Origin of the sequence: Maridesulfovibrio ferrireducens, from assembly GCF_016342405.1 — a bacterium.
Lineage (GTDB): Bacteria > Desulfobacterota > Desulfovibrionia > Desulfovibrionales > Desulfovibrionaceae > Maridesulfovibrio > Maridesulfovibrio ferrireducens_A.
In genome coordinates this window covers 45,442-62,272 of the sequence record NZ_JAEINN010000001.1, presented here as the reverse complement: position 1 = coordinate 62,272, position 16,831 = coordinate 45,442, and the positions used below count along the sequence as shown (strand labels likewise).

Genomic DNA, 16,831 nt, shown 5'->3' with positions numbered 1-16,831 from the left:
TTCATGCAGCTCTACACGAACCTCAAGATATTTCACTATCAGGACAAGCTGGATTCTCTCCCCCGCGAAGCTGAACAATCAACCGCTCCTATTCACATACGCATTAAACCGACCAACATATGTAATCACAACTGTTCCTACTGCGCCTATAGGGCTTCTGACATGCAGCTTGGAAAAGATATGGTTATCAAGGATAAAATACCTGCGAAAAAAATGGCTGAGATCGTAGAGGACATCATTGAAATGGGTGTTAAAGCTGTAACATTCAGCGGTGGCGGAGAGCCTTTCTGCTACCCTCATCTTGCCGAAACAGCGCAGGCTCTTGCAGACGGAAACGTTAGTATTGCGGCTCTGACCAATGGTAGTCTGCTGACAGGTGAAACTGCCGAAATATTTGCACATAAAGGAACGTGGATACGAATTTCCATGGACGGCTGGGATGGTCCCAGTTATGCAAAATACAGAAGTGTACCTGAGGACGAATTCAATAAAGTTTTAAAAAATATTGAAAATTTCAAATCGCTAAAAGGTAAATGCTTTCTCGGTGCCAATTTTATTATAAACAAAGACAACGCTGATCATGTTTTTGAAATGGGACAGAGATTGAAAGATCTAGGCGTCGACAGTTTAAAGTTTTCGCCTTGCATCGTAAGCAATTCCGGCAAAGAAAATAATGATTACCATGATCCTCTTTTTAATAAAATTAAAGAGCAGACTCAACGGGTGGTTGCAGATCTTTCAGATGCCGATTTTGAAGTTTTCGACTCGTACCATCGGTCAGAAGTCTTTTTTAATAAAGAATACAATTGGTGTCCTTATCAGCAAATGCAACCAATAATTGCCGCCGACCAAAGAATATACTCCTGCCACGACAAAGCATATAATTTAGATAGCGGAGTTCTTGGATCGATTAAGGATCAACGCTTTAAAGAGTTTTGGTTTAATGATCGAGAAAAATTTTTCAGCATAGACCCCAGTCGGGACTGCAACCATCATTGTGTTGCAAACAGCAAAAACATGCTGATTCATGAATATCTGGAAGCCGCTCCAGATCATCTGGCTTTTGTATAATCAACGAGCGGAGCTTTGATGAAAATTCTTGTTATCGGAGATGGAACACTCGGGAAAAGTCTAGCGAATGAATCAATAAAACGGGGCCACTCCGTTTTCAAAACTTCACGTAAAAATTCAAGCTGCCTTTATCTCGATCTGTCCCGCAAAGTGGATGTAACCACTCTCCCGAAAACAGAATGGGCCATTATTGCTGCGGCAGTCTCCGGCTTTAAATCATGCGAAAAAGATCAAAAAGCTTATACAGTAAACGTCACAAACACCATTAATCTAGCCAATGATCTGATGCAAAGAGGAACAAGAATTCTTTTTCCGTCAAGTACTGCTGTTTTCAACGGAGAAAAACCTTTTTATGGGCCAACTGCGCATCCTTCCCCACAAACTAAATATGGACAACAAAAAGCTGAAGTTGAAGAATTCTTAAATGAAAATAGTAGCAAAGCTTCGATTGTAAGGTACACAAAAATCCTCACTACAGAATCAGGAATTCTTTATAACTGGTTAAACTCTTTTCAAAAACAAGAAGAAATTACAGCGTTCACCGACTTATCAATTGCTCCTATTTTGATAGGAGACGCGGCTTTTGCAACATGCAGACTTATGGAAGAAGACAAAACAGGTATTTATCACTGCTCATCATCTGAAGAAGTCAGCTATTACGATTTTGCGCAAAGACTTTGCAAACACTATGGCTTTGATAAAAAACTAGTTAAAGAGACCACATGTAAAAGCAATAAGAACATGTATTGCCCTCCTTTTTCTTCTTTGGATGCAACAGAAACAGAAAATATTATCAACTGGAAATTCCCCAAAATGCCGGAAATGATCCCCCAAATATTAGTACCGAATAACTCAGAGGCAAAACTGTGAGACATTGTTTAGTATGCGGAAACTCTGAACTGCATATATTCGAAGACCTTATTCCTTTTCACGGAATAACTTCCGATTGCAAACCATGGCCGAGAGCCGGACAATTTATGGTGTGCAATTCATGCGGGCACCCTCAAAAAAATGTTTCTGAGCAGTGGCTGACGGACATAAATGAAATATATTCCAAATATGAAATGTACCCGTTAAGTGAGGGCAGTGAACCTCTCCTGTTTTCCGACACTGGTTCTCCCTCCCCCCGAAGCAGAGTTCTACTGGAAATATTTCTCTCAATGTTCCCCTTGAACCAATCTGGAAAACTACTCGATATAGGGTGTGGGAACGGATCTTTGTTAAAACAATTTCATGAACTGAAACCGCATTGGAATCTTTACGGACATGAGCAGTCCAGCAGGCAGGAAAACATTCTTTCCGTAGATGGCGTAGAAGGCTATTACTCGGGCGACCTAGATAGCGTTTCAAATCAATTCGATGTAATTGTGATGACTTATGTAATTGAACATCTTATCAATCCAATTGAAATTTTAAAAAAAATAAAACAGCTGTTGCTTCCGGGCGGACTCCTTATAGTGCAAACCTCATATTTTAATGACAACCCTTTTGACTTGATGGTTTGTGATCATTGTTCCCACTTTACACCTGAAACACTCGCTGTTGCAGCCCGAAAATCAGGCTTCTCAATAAAGCATGTAACTGATCAATGGATAGCAAAAGAGATCGGTTTCGTTGCTCAAACAGGAACGGACAATGAAATATCAGTTGATGCCGGTAAAAATAAAGTGGATCTGAACAGCGGTCTGCTCTGGCTACAAAAACTTGCCGAAGATTCAAAACAAAAATCCAATGAAAAGATAATAGGCATATTCGGAACAGCAGTAGCAGGAACATGGCTGGCCGCATCCCTTGAAGAAAAAGTTGCTTTTTTTGTCGATGAAAACCCGACTCAACATGGAAAATTTCATATGGGAATTCCTATTATTTCCCCTGAAAAAGTTCCCGCAGGCGCAGCAGTCATAATGGGATTTTTGCCAAAGTTTGCAGGTAAAATTGCCGCTCGCTTAAGTATACAATACCCTGAAATAGAATTTGTCATACCCAATTCATAAGTTTTTTATTGCAGATCACATTTATATTTAAACCTATTTAACGTTTTTATTCTCATTCGGAGAAAAAATGATAAATGCAGAAATGCTGGACAAAGCGACTCTTCTTCTTACTCATAAAAAATTTCTGGCTGCTGAAATATTAGCTAAACGAGTTCTTAAGTCTGACATTGACAATACCCGCGCTCTAAAAATTCTGACCAATATAGCTCTGCAATGCCGCGAATCGTCCCTTGCTATTTATTTTTTTGAAAAATATTCGGCTTTAACTGAACCTGATTTAAATTTTTCAACTAAGCTGGCTGAAACCTATGCCAGCCTTGAACAGGATGAAAAAGCGAAAAAGCTGTTATACAAAGCTTTTTCGTTAGCTCCTGAGAATGAAACAATCCGCAAACAATACTTCCAACACGGATACAATTCCTCAGACTTTGATATATTCCCCTATGAAGATTTCAGAATCAATCCAGATGAACCTCTGAATAAACCTGATAAAATTTATTTCCATGCAATAACAGTTGTATGGGGTGAAGAATTTACTTCCTGTTTTATGAATTCCGTATTGCCAACTCAACTCGGTGCCGGGAATCTTGATGCCCTGAATACAGATTCGCGGTCGCTATACATTATCTACACTACTCCTGAAAATGCTGAATATATTAAATCTTCCCCAATCTTTACTAATCTTAAAGAAACCATAGACGTTCGCATTTATTTTATTGACCAGTGCTACACAGACGAAAAAAACAAATACAAAATGATGACTCTTTGCCATAAACACTCTGTCCGCAAAGCTCACCAAGCCGGAGCTCGTTTAATTTTTTTGCCTCCCGATGACATTTTTTCCGACTCAACATTTAGAGTTATTTATCAGAAATCAGCAAAGGGATATAAAGCAATTATGGTGGGGACAACACGAGTCATTAAAGAAGAATTTCTACCTGCTATGAATAATAAGTTTTTCTCAGACGGCAAACTAGAAGTTCCTATCAAAGGAAGAAACTTAGTTGAAATGGCTCTTGATTGTTGGCATCCTGATACAAAAAGCTGTTTTGTTGATGCTGAAGAATTCAGTGGATGGCCATCTCAACTTTTCTGGGAAGTTCCTGGCGAGGGGGTATTGGCTCACAATTTTCACCTGCACCCTATAATGGTTTATCCTAAAGAACTACATTCATTTAATGGAACTGTTGATGATGATTGCGTTCAAAAAATATGCGGAAATTTTGATGACATTTATATTGTGCAGGATTCAGATGAAATGATCGGCTTTGATTTAAGCGAACGCGAAACAAGAATTATTCAAACTGAAGCAAAAGTTGAGATGAGTTCTCTTTTAGGATGGATGAAGGATTATACGGATGAATTCCATCGGAAATATGTAACACATAAAATTTATTTTCACTGTAATCCGATAAGTGAAAAATGGAATGAGATCAGCCGGAAAGCGGAGGCGTTCGTCAATTCTATTCTTACATATCCCGAGATTGAAAAAAGTCATTGTTTTTCTGAAATTCTTACTGACCATGACTTAAAATACCCGGCTCCAGTTCTTGATACGGTTTGTTTTCAGCTCACCTCTAAAGGTACTAAGGAAATGGACGAATTAATGGTTCGTCAAATCGTTGATTATATTAAGAACACAGGGGTTAAACACTCTAATCTTGGTTTCTACGGTGAAATGCTGAACCGTAAAGGGTGGACGAAATATGCACAGGAACTTCTGAATCAAGCAATTAAATTACATATCTGTTCAAATTTTAATATGAATTTAACGAATGAAGAGCACCGCATTTTAAGCAGATTCGATCATATTCAATTGAGTATTGATACTGCTGACGAAAAAACACTTAAAGAAATTCGCCCCCCTGCCAACCTCAAAACCATGTTTTTAAATATCCATAAAATTCATGCAGCAGCTATTAAAGACGGCCGGAAACAACCCAGAATTCAATGGTGCTGCACCCTTGTTGATGAGATTGTTCCGCAATTAGTCGACCTGGTATGTATGGCCGCTTCTAATCATGTAACGGAAATACAGCTCAACGATTTAGGCTATTTCGATGAACATAATTTGCCTGTAAACAGTATTTTTGCATTGAAAGACAACCATTTCCTTAAAGCTGTAGAACAGGTCAACGCCGCTCGCAAAATTGCAGAAGAAAACAACATTTCACTTAGTCTCAAAGCAAATTGGGACCAGATGGTTGAAAACAAGATAGCCATTGAACAAGCCAAAGCGGAATTCGATGTCAACATTGATATAGCAGTAAAACCTGTTGAACTCGGATCACCGATGCAAAATATTCAGGGCATTGGAAGATTTTATGAGCAGAAAGCGGCAATCCCCGGACCGGGAGAAACAAGAGAGTGTCTGTACCCGTGGAACTCTGCTTACATAATGCCCGACGGAGATTTATACTCTTGTTGTATACGCGGTAAATCAATGGGCAAAATCGGGCCTGACGATTCTATAAGTGAAGTAATGCATAATGCTGAATACTCCGACTTGCGAAAACAACTGATAACCGGAGAAATCACAGATCCGGTGTGCTTGCGTTGCCCGGCGACAGCTGTTGTTCCTGTAAGAAGACTTAAATATATGGTTGCAAATTTAATCCGCAGCAGCAGAGAATCACAAAGAGCGGCTAAAGAGATCGTAAGAGAGAGGTAAACAAATCAAAGCCTTAAGACCTTGGCTCCCGCCAAAGGTCTTCCAACCCGAAAAGTCTATTTTTCAACAATTGATTATGAAAGGGAAACTATCAACGGGATAACGTGCAACTGCTTATTCTTCTCTTGCGTGGAACCGAGTTTCCAACTTACGTTTTCGCTTTTACCCACTGCTTCGCCAATTTTTTCAGCCAGCCCTTGAATATTAATAATGGGGTGACGCGAAAAAACCTGTGGCAACCCATAAGTCAAATTACAAGCAAGACAACATCCGGGACGCTCTTTTAAACGCAACTCAAAATTCAAAATATCGCTTGAATCTCCAACATATCCAAGCTCAATATCATAACTGCCTTCTTCCGCATCTCCGAACAGAGCCTCAAAAAAATCATTAGAAAGGCTTGCCGGGAAAAGAGATTCAAGCAGTTGATCGATAAAAACATCACCATACTGACCCATAGAGTTTCTCCTGTACTGTCTATTAATAAAAGCAATCTAGTGTTGCCATACAAAAAAGTATAATTCTTTTCAACCATAAATAAAAAAATAACGCCGGACAGAATCCATATCCTGCCCGGCGTTCATCTTTTATTTACTCAAAAACTGACTAGAACTTATCGAATTCATTATCGCTTATTGCACGCATATTTTTAACGCTTGTTGCAGCAAATGCATTTGTATCATCGATCTTGAAAAAGGACATAGTCTGATGCAAATGAGAAGACTGCCCCGCTAATTCTTCAGATGTGGCGGACATTTCTTCCGCCGCTGAAGCTATCTGCTGTATTACTTGATCAAGCTGATTTATCGCACGATTAACCTGCTCAGCACCCGAGTCCTGCTCTCTTGATGCAGCAGCAATTTCTTGAACAAGTTCTGCTGTCCGCTGAATATCAGGAACCATTTTACTAAGCATATTTCCGGCAGACTCAGCAACAGCAACACTTGAGGCAGATAGAGCATTGATTTCGGCAGCTGCCTGTCCACTACGTTCGGCCAGCTTACGGACCTCTGCTGCGACAACGGCAAACCCTTTGCCATGTTCACCGGCACGAGCCGCCTCAATAGCCGCATTCAAAGCCAGTAAATTTGTCTGGCGGGCAATATCTTCAACAATTGATATTTTATCTGCAATCTGGCGCATAGCCTCAACAGTCTGAGTCACAGCCCTTCCGCCTTCTTCAGCATCCTCTGCCGAACGACGGGCTATTTTCTCAGTCTCAAGAGCATTCTCGGTGCTCTGAGTAATATTCGTCACCATTTGAACCATATTTGCTGAAACTTCTTCGACATTAGCTGCCTGCTCAGTTGCACTCTGCGAAAGATTTTCAGCAGTGGCAGATAATTCGCTACTGCCGGAAGCAACCAAATCAACAGATTCACGAACGTTACGGACTACTGACCGCAGCTTATGCCCCATCCCTGTCAGATCGGCAGCAAGCTGACCTATCTCATCTTTTTGCTCAATATCAATTGAAGCGCTCAGATTTCCTGAAGCTATCTGCTGTGAAAAAGAAACTCCTTCGCGTATGGGAGCTACGATAGATCTGGCAAGAATATAAATAATGAAAATTAAAATGAGGATAGAACCAATACTCATAAATACGGACAGCCAGACAACTTCATTAGAAGCCGCAAGCACTTTGCTCATGGGAAGAGCAACGCCGAGACACCATCTCTCGCCAGTCCCGCTAATCGAAAAGGGCGAAAATATCAGCTCGTATTCTTCCCCGTCTTTCTTCAAATAATTAATAGCAACTTTGCCAGTCTTCAAAGAAGATAAAATTTGTTGCGCCATTTGAGAAGGCACAATTTTACGGACACTTTTTCCTATATAATTTGAGTCAGGATGCGATACAACTTTTCCGGATTGGCTTATCAAAAACCCGTACCCCGTTCCGAATGGAGCAACGGACTCTGTCAGCTTCGCCATCTGCGCTACGTCTATATCGACACCGGCCACACCAATAACAACACCGTTATTTTTGATAGGAACACATGCTGATACGAGCGTAACTTTTGATCCCCCAAAATCATATTCTGTAGGGTCTACAAGAAAATCTTTACCGGAATGAAGAGGCTTCTGATACCAATCCCCATTCAACCCTGTAGCATATGACAGACTCTGTCCGGTGCGATACCATGGGATATACCGCCCATCTTTATCGGCCCCGGGGGTTCCAGAAAAATCAGCATCTCTCCCGTCAAACTGATTAGGCTCAAAAGCCACCCACGAACTATCTACCGCGGGGTTAGAATCAGCAACTTTTTTAAGAATCTCATTAGCTAAACCACGCTCAGGCGTATCTGAAAATTGTTTTATACCTTCAAAAGTATGAGCTAAAGACCTTGCGGCAGTTAAAGCTCCATCCAAATCAATCTTGATAGTCTGCCCATACCGCGCGGACATCTCCATCCCGATAATTTTTGCATCATCATAGGTTACATCCTGAAAACGAGTAACCAATACGGTAAGAGTAATTCCCATGACCAACAGGACAACAGCCCCCACAGGAACCATAATTTTATTCCGTAGGCTCATATTACTATATAACTTCATACCCCTCCCGATAGAAACAACCTATTAGATTTACAGACACTATACTGCCACTTAAGAGTACCCTTATACCTCCCAATTTATAAATAATAAAGAACGATTAAGGTTGTAAAATAAAATGGAAATAATTATCTCCATCAGAGACTGCAAACCCAAAACAACTAGGTAAAAAAATATGGCTCAAAATAAAAAACAATCCACCATTGTATATTCCACCGATCACGGGACCATATGCCCGGCCTGCAATCGCCCGAAAACAAACTGCTCCTGCGGTCAAAAACCCATCCCGAAAAACGATGGAATCATACGTATTGAACGTCAAACCAAGGGGCGTAAAGGTAAAGGAGTCTCGCTTATTACAGGCCTTCCTCTTGACGGGAACGATCTCAAAAAACTGGCCAAGACTCTAAAAGCTAAATGCGGAACCGGCGGAACTATCAAGGACGGAATTATTGAAATTCAGGGAGACCACAGACAAGCTCTGAAATTTGAACTGGAAAAACTCGGTTATAAAGTCAAACTGGCTGGAGGGTGAAACGTAAAATTAAATTTCTCAAGGTTGCGTAGAATTCTTAATAAATGCTACATTACCTGTAAGTCTCTTTTTTTGAATTAACTAAATTCGGAGAACACAGGTGGCGGGTGAAACCAAACTGTTCTTAATAGCTATCAAAATAGCATCCATTTACGCAGCTTTCGGTTGTTTATGGATACTTTTATCCGACAAATTTTTACTGCTTCTTGTACAGGATACAGATACGGTTAACAGTCTTCAAACTTACAAAGGATGGTTTTATGTCCTTGTAACGGCTTTATTAGTTTATGGATTGATAAAAAAACTTCTTCGCTCAGAGCAACAAAGTCACAAACGCTACCAACGATTGCTGAACAACATTGCAGATCCTATCTATCTGGCAGATTCACAAGGAAATATCCTTGATGTTAATAATTCCGCATGTGAAAAACTAGGATATACCCGGGAAGAAATACTTGGCCTTAAACTTAATGACATTGATGCCGATGCCAATCTTCACGAGTGGTCTGATTTTATTAACACAATTAAGGATGATCACTCCTTTTCTCTGGAGAGTTACCACAAGCGTAAAGATGGATCTCTTTTTCCCATCGAAATATCTGCATACATATTTGACGAAGAGAACAATCGCTACTGTTTAGGGGTAGCTCGAGATATAACCATACGAAAAAAAACTCAGGATCTTCTGATTCAAAATGAAAAAATGAGTTCTCTAGGTGAGTTGGCAGCCGGTATCGCTCATGAAATTAATAATCCTCTCTCTGCCATCATGGGAGCATCTCAAAACATTTATAATCGTATATACGATGACACGGGTAAAAACATTGCAACGGCGGAAGAGAACTCAATTTCATTAAATGATATGCGGAACTACCTCAATAAAAGAGGGGTCAATCGCATGTTAAATTTTATTTCAGTTTCTGGTTTAAAAGCTTCAAAAATTGTGCACAACGTGCTCAGCTTCAGCCGGAAAACAGTTAGGAAACTTTGCATTTGTGAAATCAGTGAACTTTTAAATGAAACTATTGAATTAATTTCTAACGACTACAATTTAAATAATGAATTTGACTTTAGACAAATAAAAATTACGCGCGAATTTGAAGAAAATATTCCTCAAGTCTGCTGCCTTGCAAATGATATCCAGCAAGTTTTTATGAATGTGCTGAAAAACGCCACAGAAGCTATGGCTGAAAAAATTTACGCGAAAGGAACAGCACCAGAACTTATACTGCGGATAAGTTCAAAAGAGTCAAAGGTTACTCTTGAAATCGAAGACAATGGCCCGGGGATGACTGAAGAGATCCAAAACAAGATTTTTGAGCCATTCTACACCTCAAAAGAAGTGGGAAAGGGAACCGGATTAGGATTATCTATATCCTATTTTATCATCACAGACTTACATCACGGCCAAATGAGTGTAACCAGTGTCCCGGAAGTGGGAACATTATTTACCATCACACTGCCAAGCAAAACAGAAGAAAGGTGCTCTTAATCCCTCTCAAAAACATAATACCCAACTGGAATAACAATCAAAGTAAACAAAGTTGAAGCCAGCAGTCCAAAAATCAAAGCCCATGCGAGACCGGAAAATATAGGGTCCAAAGTAATGGGCCATGCTCCGAGAGCAGTTGTTGCCGCCGTCAAAACTATAGGGCGTAAACGCACAGCCCCGGAACGGATAAGAGCAGTTTTAAGCTCCATTCCTTCAGCCATAGATTTACGCACAAAATCAATAAGAACCAGAGAGTTACGAATAACAATTCCACCCAGCGCAATCATCCCGATCATACTGGTCGCCGTAAAAAATATCGGATCCGCAAAAGCTTCGCCGACCATTCCCGCAACTTCTCCCGCCCCTATCAGATTGAGCAGCCAGAATCCGGGCATGATTCCCAGTAAAGTAAGAGGGATCGCGCTCATAATAAGAAGCGGCATACCGAATGAGCCTGTCTCCACCACCAGTAAAATATATATACCGAGCAGGGCCGCGGCAAAAGCCAGTCCCAAATCACGGAACACATCAAGCGTGATCTGCCATTCACCTTCCCCCGCCCACTCGGACCAGATAAAAGGAGGTAGAGGATCAGCTTTCAATTTCGACTGCATATCAAGAACAGCTTCACCCGGAGCACGCCCGGCCATTTCAGCGAACACATAAACAACCCGTTTAAGATTTTTATGATAAATCGGCTGTTGCTGATCAATCTCCACAAGCTCGCCAAGTTCAGCCAGCGGGACAGATTTCCCCTCTATAGTTTTAACTTTGATCTGTGACAGAGTCCCTGCATCAGAACGACGCACTCGCGGTAAAATGAGTTTCACAGGTAAGGGGCGGCGTTCTCCTTCAACATGCACCGTGGCCGGAACCATACCGGATAATGCCATTTGCAAAGTCGCCACGACGCTACGAGCTGTAACCCCGTGCAAGGCTGCTTTTTCTTTATCCAACACAAAATCAACCATGATCCGGTCAGCTTCGGTGGAATCATCCACATCGACCACCCCTGGTTCAGTTGCCATAATCCCCTCAATCTGATCCGCCCCTTCAATCAGAGCTGAATAAGGGCGGTCCTCTGCCCCATAAACTTCTGTAGTAATGGTCGATATAACCGGAGGTCCGGGAGGAGATTCCACAATTTTAATCCGGGCATTGTTACGCCCGGCAAAAGCTTCAAGCTCATTCCGAAGCCTGAGCACAATGGCATGACTCTGCTCACTGCGCTGAGATTTATCCGCCAGATTAACGCGGATATCCGCCATATGCCCGCCGTTTCTCCAGTAATAATGGCGGACCAGCCCGTTGAAATCCATTGGGGAAGGTTCGCCTGCATAAGTTACAAAATTTGTAACCTCCGGCACTCCTCGTAAAATCTGCTCGAACTCACGAACCACTCTGTCGGTCTGCTCAAGAGGTGTTCCCTCATCCATATCAATGACAATCTGAAATTCATTTTTGTTATCAAACGGAAGCATTTTGAGTGGAACAAATCGCATTCCGGCAAGCCCAATTGAAAAGAGCAGTCCAAGAAGAATAGCACACAGCAACATCCAGCGTTTAGCTGAGGATTCAAGAAAAGGTGTAATAATCCATGAATAAAAACGCTCAATTTTACCGGGACCGGAATCAAGCTCAGAACCGGGTTTAGGCTTAATATCTTTTAAAAGGCGGAAAGCCAGCCACGGCACAATAGTAAGAGCGCAAACCGTTGAAAAGATTACTGTCAGCGGGACATTGGCTGCCATAGGAGCCATATAAGGCCCCATCATTCCGGTAATAAAGAAAAGCGGAACAAAGGAAACAATAATTGCCAAAGTGGACATGATAACCGGCGGCAGAACTTCGGAAACAGCATCAAGTGTAGCCTCGGCAGGCTTCTTTTTTTTCATGAGAATGTGACGCTGAATGTTGTCCACATTAGTAATAGGATCGTCCACCACCAGCCCGAGTGAAAGAATCAAAGCAAAAAGAGTTACACGGTTAATAGTGAACCCCAGCATATAATTGACGAACAGGGCCAAAGAAAAACTGACAGGAACAGCAAGAGCAACAATCGCCGCTTCTCGCCAGCCGAGGGTGAAAGCGAGTAAAAGAACCACGGTAAAAACCGCAAACCCGAGCGAATTTAACAGGTCGCTCACTTTAGCATCAGCAGTTTTGCCGTAATCACGGGTGATTTCCACCTCAATTCCGGCGGGTAGTACTGTCGTTCTAAGCTGATCAAGACGGGCAAGAACGGCTTCGGAAACGTCGACGGCATTGCTTCCTTTCTTCTTAGACAAGGCAATAGTCACTGCCGGAAGTGAAGGCTGTTCTGCATCCTGTCCTATACTAGTTAAATAGAGTCTTGAGAAACCAATCCTTGAATAAGACGAAGGTTCTTCCGGTCCGTCCTCTATAACGGCAACATCGCGTAAGTAGACAGGCTTTGAATCAAAAACCCCGACGATTAGATTGCGCACATCTTCCGCCGATTCAAGGAAGGAATTGGCTGAAATAGTTATCTCACGGTTACCCGAAAGAACAGTCCCGGCCACGGCAGACTGATCAGCGCCATCCAAGGCTTTGACTATATTCATGGGCGAAACATTTAATCCCGCCATACGTTCGGGATAAAGCTCAACCCGAATCTCACGGGACCGACCGGAAACCAGAGATATACGTGAGAGGTCTTCCACTTCCGCAAGTCGCTGCGACAACTCTTCTGCGACGCGGCGCAGTTCAAAATCTGAAATTTCGGGATGATCGGAAGAAGGATATAACGTTAACGCGACTATCGGCACATCATCAATCTCAACAGGCTTAATCGCCCACCCTGAGACTATACCTGGAACAAGCTCCGCGTTTTTAGTAATGGCATTGTGCAGCTTGATAAGTGATTCTTCACGATTCTCCCCGACAAAAAAACGAACCGTCACCATAGAGGTGTCGCGGCGGGAAATGGAATATACGTACTCGACGCCATCAATCTGCCACAAAAGGCGTTCAAGAGGCGTGGTAATAAGCTTCTCAACTTCCTCAACACCAGCACCCGGCGCCTGAACCACAATATCTGCCATAGGCACAACTATCTGCGGTTCCTCTTCTCTCGGGGTCAATTGAATAGCGGCAACGCCGAGCAGGACAGAAGCAATCACCAGAATAACGGTAAGTTTTGAATGTAAAAAGAAACGGACAGTCGATGCAATCAACCCTTTGGACTTTTCACCTTCATGGTTTGCGTCAGAAGTGCTCATTTTGATTCTCCGCCTGCCTCCAGTGCGGTCATCCCCAAAGTCTCATTACCTCGCAAACCGGACAAAATTTCTATCTTATCTTCGTAGACATTTCCGGTACGGACATACACGGGGTCCCATACCTCTCCATTCTTTATCAAAACTGTTTCAAGCTGCCCCACCCGCGAAACAGCATGCACTGGCACAACAACAACTTCCTTTTCCCTGAGCGGAACAAGCAGCCGCCCGAACATACCGGGATATAATCCGGGGATAGGGTCCAGCCCTATTTTAACCAGAAAAGAGCGTGTGGAAGGATCGGCAGACGGAACAACTTCTTCTACAATTCCGACAGTCCGCTCACCGAGGGCCTGAACCTCAACCGACAATTTTACACCGGGTCTAACCTTTCCGATTACTCCTTCACGAACCAAAGCTTCCAGACGGAGCGATCCGCTGGTCTGAATAAGCATCAGACTTTTACCGGGAAACGCGATGTCACCGGGCTCAACCATCCGCTTGGCAACTTCACCATCAGTATTAGCAGAAATTGTAGTATACCCTAAATTTATTTGGGCTTCTTCTACAGCCTTGGATGCCTGCTTAACTCCGGCCGAGGCCGCAGCCAGTCCATCATTAGCCTGTGCAAGATATGCCTTTGCCTGTAAATATTGAGCTTCAACGCGATCAAGTTCGTCAAGAGTGGCAACCTTACTGTCAAATAAGGTCTTCATGCGCTTCCATGTGGATGTTGCTGTGTATGATGCAGCCTTTGCCGCATTGATAGCCTCTCCTGCCTGACGATGTGACGCTTCGGCTGACTTAAGTCCCTGCTCGGCACTTTCAAGACGGGTCTGAAAACCGCGACTGTCGAGCACTATAAGCTTATCATTCTTGCTGACTTTATCGCCGGCGCGAACCAGCACAGTAAGCACTTTACCTGTGACTTGAGCTTCGATATTTGTTTCAGTCTTAGGCCTTATAGTTCCGACAGCTTCATACATAACCGGAACAACTATTATTTCAGCCTGATCGGTCAAAGCCGGTTCTTCAACAGGTCTGGTAGGAACCACCCGCCCCGGCTGAATTACACCTGAATTAAAAACACCTACCAGCCATAAGACCAGCAGTGTAACTCCGACTCCCAGCCCGGCAACCAAAAAACATTTTTTACCCATTTTAAATCTCCGAGAATCACAGACTTCTCAACCCTTTAAAAAATCAAAAGGAGAAGGCCCATTTAGACCTTCTCCCGTTTAAAGTTATTTATATTTTATACTGCTTTTTCTTTAATAAGAGTCAGCAACATTTTAAAGCGCTCCTTTGCCTTAAGTCCATGAGGAGTATTTGCAGGCATGACAATCGACTGTCCTGCCCCGACAGTGAAAACATCTCCGTCTATTGTAACCTCGGCGGTGCCGTCAAGCACCTGAACCATAGCATCGCCCGGAGTGGTATGCGTGCTGATCCCTTCTCCTGTTTCAAAGGCAAACAAAGTAAGAGTCACTGTTTTATGTTGCGACAACGTTCTGCTGACGACCTGCCCTTCCTGATAGCTGACAAGGTCAACCAGATTTACAACTTTGCCATGATCAATATTTTTAATAGTCACCGGATTAGGAACTTTTGAAAGAAAGCTTGAGTCTGCCATGACTTCTCCTTTGAATAATTTTTCGAGTTACAAATACATAATACACCTTTTTTAAAACATAGAAAACAAAACTCGATAATTACATGTATTATTCGTAATGACAGCCCTTTTTTTAAATTATCATCACTTCGATTCACCTTTTTTTAACTTGTAAATTTTTTACTATTTTTAAAATAAACATAGATATTATTATATTAAGAAGCTCACTTTTATTCACAAAAATTTTGCATTGTACTTTCTACTTCTATAATATATTCGGCAAGCGTTATCAGAGTCAAATCTGCGCCGCTACAGCAAGGAGACAGGGCATGCGTAAACAACTTATAACCACCCGCAGTGGTCAACATCTCGAAAAACCAATCGAAAAACAAAAGCCCAAACATGACGTTAAACTGGTAATAGAACAGTCTTATGAAGCGAACAGACTACACTCTGAATTTGATTATCCACGCGACCAGTTCTGGCGGGAAGACTTCAAGGACATAGTTAAAACTAAAAGCAAAGCCATGCAGGATGTACTGCAAAAAGTGCAACAGGTTGCAAATACCTGCACTACGGTACTTCTTTCCGGAGAAACCGGAACAGGCAAAACACTCATTGCCAGACTCCTTCACGCACACAGCAACCGCAAAGAAGATCCGTTTATCAGCGTACATTGCGGAGCCATCCCGGATACTCTTGTTGAAAGTGAATTGTTCGGACACGAAAAAGGAGCTTTTACCGGAGCCTTCCGGCGCAAGCTTGGAAAATTTGAACTTGCAAATATGGGCACTCTGTTTTTAGACGAGGTAGGAACCATCAGCTCTGCGGTACAGGTTAAACTGCTCGATGTGCTGCAAGAACGCCAGATTCAAAGAATCGGCGGGGAAACAACCATCCCCTTGAATGTGCGGGTAATTGCTGCGAGCAATGACAATCTGGATGAACTTTGTGCAAAAGGATCTTTCAGGCGTGATCTTTTTTACAGATTAAACGTCTTTCCAATTGTTATTCCACCGCTACGCGAACGCAAAGAAGACATTCTCCACCTTTGTACCGAATTCATTACACAGTTCAACACCCCGCTTAACAAAAATATAACCGATATCGCCCCCGAAGTAATGGAAGCTTTTCTTGACTACCAGTGGCCGGGAAATGTCCGTGAACTTGAAAACATCATTGAGCGGGCATGTATCCTTGAACCGACTTCAATGCTCCGCCCTTCAAGCTTTCCAATTGAATTTTTCAAAAACAACTTCGGACAACATCCTGTAGACATTGACGCCAGCCTTCCTCTGGGATTGGCTCGACAAACCGCAATTGATGTTTTTGAAGTCGCATATCTCACCCGTCTTCTTGAAAGATACGAAGGAATTATTAAAGATACTGCTAAGGGTGCAGAAATAAGCACCCGCCAGCTTAATAAACTGATGAAAAAGCATACCCTTTCCAGGCACGATTTCACATCAAAATAGGAACCAGAAGTTCTCATTTTAAAAAAAAGCAAGAACTTAAAGTTCCTGTCATTCCAAACAATATTCAATCATAAAAAACAGCTTTGAGTTCCTAAAAGATATAAAAAAATCAGCAGAATACACTAAGCCATCTCCCTCCACCCCATCCACCATACCGGGTTAATAGGAACTATCAGTTCTCATAGC

General features: G+C 42.3%; 12 protein-coding genes. 7 read left to right on the top strand and 5 right to left on the bottom strand.

Translation table 11 applies throughout. The annotated features are described in order from the left end of the window. Nucleotides 1-3: 3 nt before the first annotated feature. The 4 genes from JEY82_RS00230 (at nt 4) to JEY82_RS00215 (ending at nt 5,736) form a co-directional block, all read left to right on the top strand. On the top strand, nt 4-1,071 hold the full coding sequence (locus JEY82_RS00230) for a radical SAM protein (RefSeq protein WP_304081479.1): 1,068 nt from the start codon (nt 4-6) through the stop codon (nt 1,069-1,071). 18 nt (nt 1,072-1,089) lie between these two features. Further along, a complete protein-coding gene (locus JEY82_RS00225) occupies nt 1,090-1,941 on the top strand; it encodes a sugar nucleotide-binding protein (protein ID WP_304081477.1) in 852 nt (283 codons plus the stop codon). Continuing rightward, nucleotides 1,938-3,065 (top strand): class I SAM-dependent methyltransferase, encoded by a 1,128-nt coding sequence (locus tag JEY82_RS00220; RefSeq protein ID WP_304081476.1) that lies wholly within the window; start codon nt 1,938-1,940, stop codon nt 3,063-3,065. The genes JEY82_RS00225 and JEY82_RS00220 overlap by 4 nt, the downstream gene beginning before the upstream one ends. A gap of 67 nt (nt 3,066-3,132) precedes the next feature. Then, nucleotides 3,133-5,736: a radical SAM/SPASM domain-containing protein gene (locus JEY82_RS00215; RefSeq protein ID WP_304081473.1), complete on the top strand. Its 2,604-nt coding sequence runs from the start codon at nt 3,133-3,135 to the stop codon at nt 5,734-5,736. Nucleotides 5,737-5,810: 74 nt separating this feature from the next. Here the strand turns inward: JEY82_RS00215 and JEY82_RS00210 are convergent, their stop codons facing one another. After that, nucleotides 5,811-6,194: a pancreas/duodenum homeobox protein 1 gene (locus tag JEY82_RS00210; protein ID WP_304081471.1), complete on the bottom strand. Its 384-nt coding sequence runs from the start codon at nt 6,192-6,194 to the stop codon at nt 5,811-5,813. A gap of 148 nt (nt 6,195-6,342) precedes the next feature. Next, nucleotides 6,343-8,295: a methyl-accepting chemotaxis protein gene (locus JEY82_RS00205; RefSeq protein WP_304081469.1), complete on the bottom strand. Its 1,953-nt coding sequence runs from the start codon at nt 8,293-8,295 to the stop codon at nt 6,343-6,345. A gap of 172 nt (nt 8,296-8,467) precedes the next feature. On the opposite strand from JEY82_RS00205, the gene JEY82_RS00200 reads away from it, so the two are divergent. Then, nucleotides 8,468-8,827 carry a translation initiation factor Sui1 gene (locus tag JEY82_RS00200; protein WP_304081466.1) on the top strand — a complete coding sequence of 120 codons (360 nt, stop codon included), beginning with the start codon at nt 8,468-8,470 and terminating at the stop codon, nt 8,825-8,827. A gap of 100 nt (nt 8,828-8,927) precedes the next feature. Continuing rightward, nucleotides 8,928-10,319 (top strand): nitrogen regulation protein NR(II), encoded by a 1,392-nt coding sequence (locus JEY82_RS00195; RefSeq protein ID WP_304081465.1) that lies wholly within the window; start codon nt 8,928-8,930, stop codon nt 10,317-10,319. Here the strand turns inward: JEY82_RS00195 and JEY82_RS00190 are convergent. The 3 genes from JEY82_RS00190 to JEY82_RS00180 form a co-directional block, all read right to left on the bottom strand. After that, nucleotides 10,316-13,561, bottom strand: coding sequence for an efflux RND transporter permease subunit (locus tag JEY82_RS00190; RefSeq protein ID WP_304081463.1), 3,246 nt, complete (start codon nt 13,559-13,561; stop codon nt 10,316-10,318). The genes JEY82_RS00195 and JEY82_RS00190 overlap by 4 nt on opposite strands. After that, nucleotides 13,558-14,718: an efflux RND transporter periplasmic adaptor subunit gene (locus tag JEY82_RS00185; protein ID WP_304081460.1), complete on the bottom strand. Its 1,161-nt coding sequence runs from the start codon at nt 14,716-14,718 to the stop codon at nt 13,558-13,560. The genes JEY82_RS00190 and JEY82_RS00185 overlap by 4 nt, the downstream gene beginning before the upstream one ends. Nucleotides 14,719-14,813: 95 nt before the next feature. Beyond that, nucleotides 14,814-15,191: a cupin domain-containing protein gene (locus JEY82_RS00180; RefSeq protein WP_304081457.1), complete on the bottom strand. Its 378-nt coding sequence runs from the start codon at nt 15,189-15,191 to the stop codon at nt 14,814-14,816. A gap of 308 nt (nt 15,192-15,499) precedes the next feature. On the opposite strand from JEY82_RS00180, the gene JEY82_RS00175 reads away from it, so the two are divergent. Continuing rightward, nucleotides 15,500-16,645, top strand: a complete 1,146-nt coding sequence (locus tag JEY82_RS00175; protein ID WP_304081454.1) for a sigma-54-dependent Fis family transcriptional regulator — start codon at nt 15,500-15,502, stop codon at nt 16,643-16,645. Nucleotides 16,646-16,831: the final 186 nt, after the last annotated feature.

Coding starts and splice junctions, on each gene's coding strand:
- JEY82_RS00230 (WP_304081479.1), top strand. CDS start 4: ATGCAGCTCTACACGAACCTCAAGATATTTCACTATCAGGACAAGCTG.
- JEY82_RS00225 (WP_304081477.1), top strand. CDS start 1,090: ATGAAAATTCTTGTTATCGGAGATGGAACACTCGGGAAAAGTCTAGCG.
- JEY82_RS00215 (WP_304081473.1), top strand. CDS start 3,133: ATGATAAATGCAGAAATGCTGGACAAAGCGACTCTTCTTCTTACTCAT.
- JEY82_RS00210 (WP_304081471.1), bottom strand. CDS start 6,194: ATGGGTCAGTATGGTGATGTTTTTATCGATCAACTGCTTGAATCTCTT.
- JEY82_RS00205 (WP_304081469.1), bottom strand. CDS start 8,295: ATGAAGTTATATAGTAATATGAGCCTACGGAATAAAATTATGGTTCCT.
- JEY82_RS00200 (WP_304081466.1), top strand. CDS start 8,468: ATGGCTCAAAATAAAAAACAATCCACCATTGTATATTCCACCGATCAC.
- JEY82_RS00190 (WP_304081463.1), bottom strand. CDS start 13,561: ATGAGCACTTCTGACGCAAACCATGAAGGTGAAAAGTCCAAAGGGTTG.
- JEY82_RS00185 (WP_304081460.1), bottom strand. CDS start 14,718: ATGGGTAAAAAATGTTTTTTGGTTGCCGGGCTGGGAGTCGGAGTTACA.
- JEY82_RS00180 (WP_304081457.1), bottom strand. CDS start 15,191: ATGGCAGACTCAAGCTTTCTTTCAAAAGTTCCTAATCCGGTGACTATT.
- JEY82_RS00175 (WP_304081454.1), top strand. CDS start 15,500: ATGCGTAAACAACTTATAACCACCCGCAGTGGTCAACATCTCGAAAAA.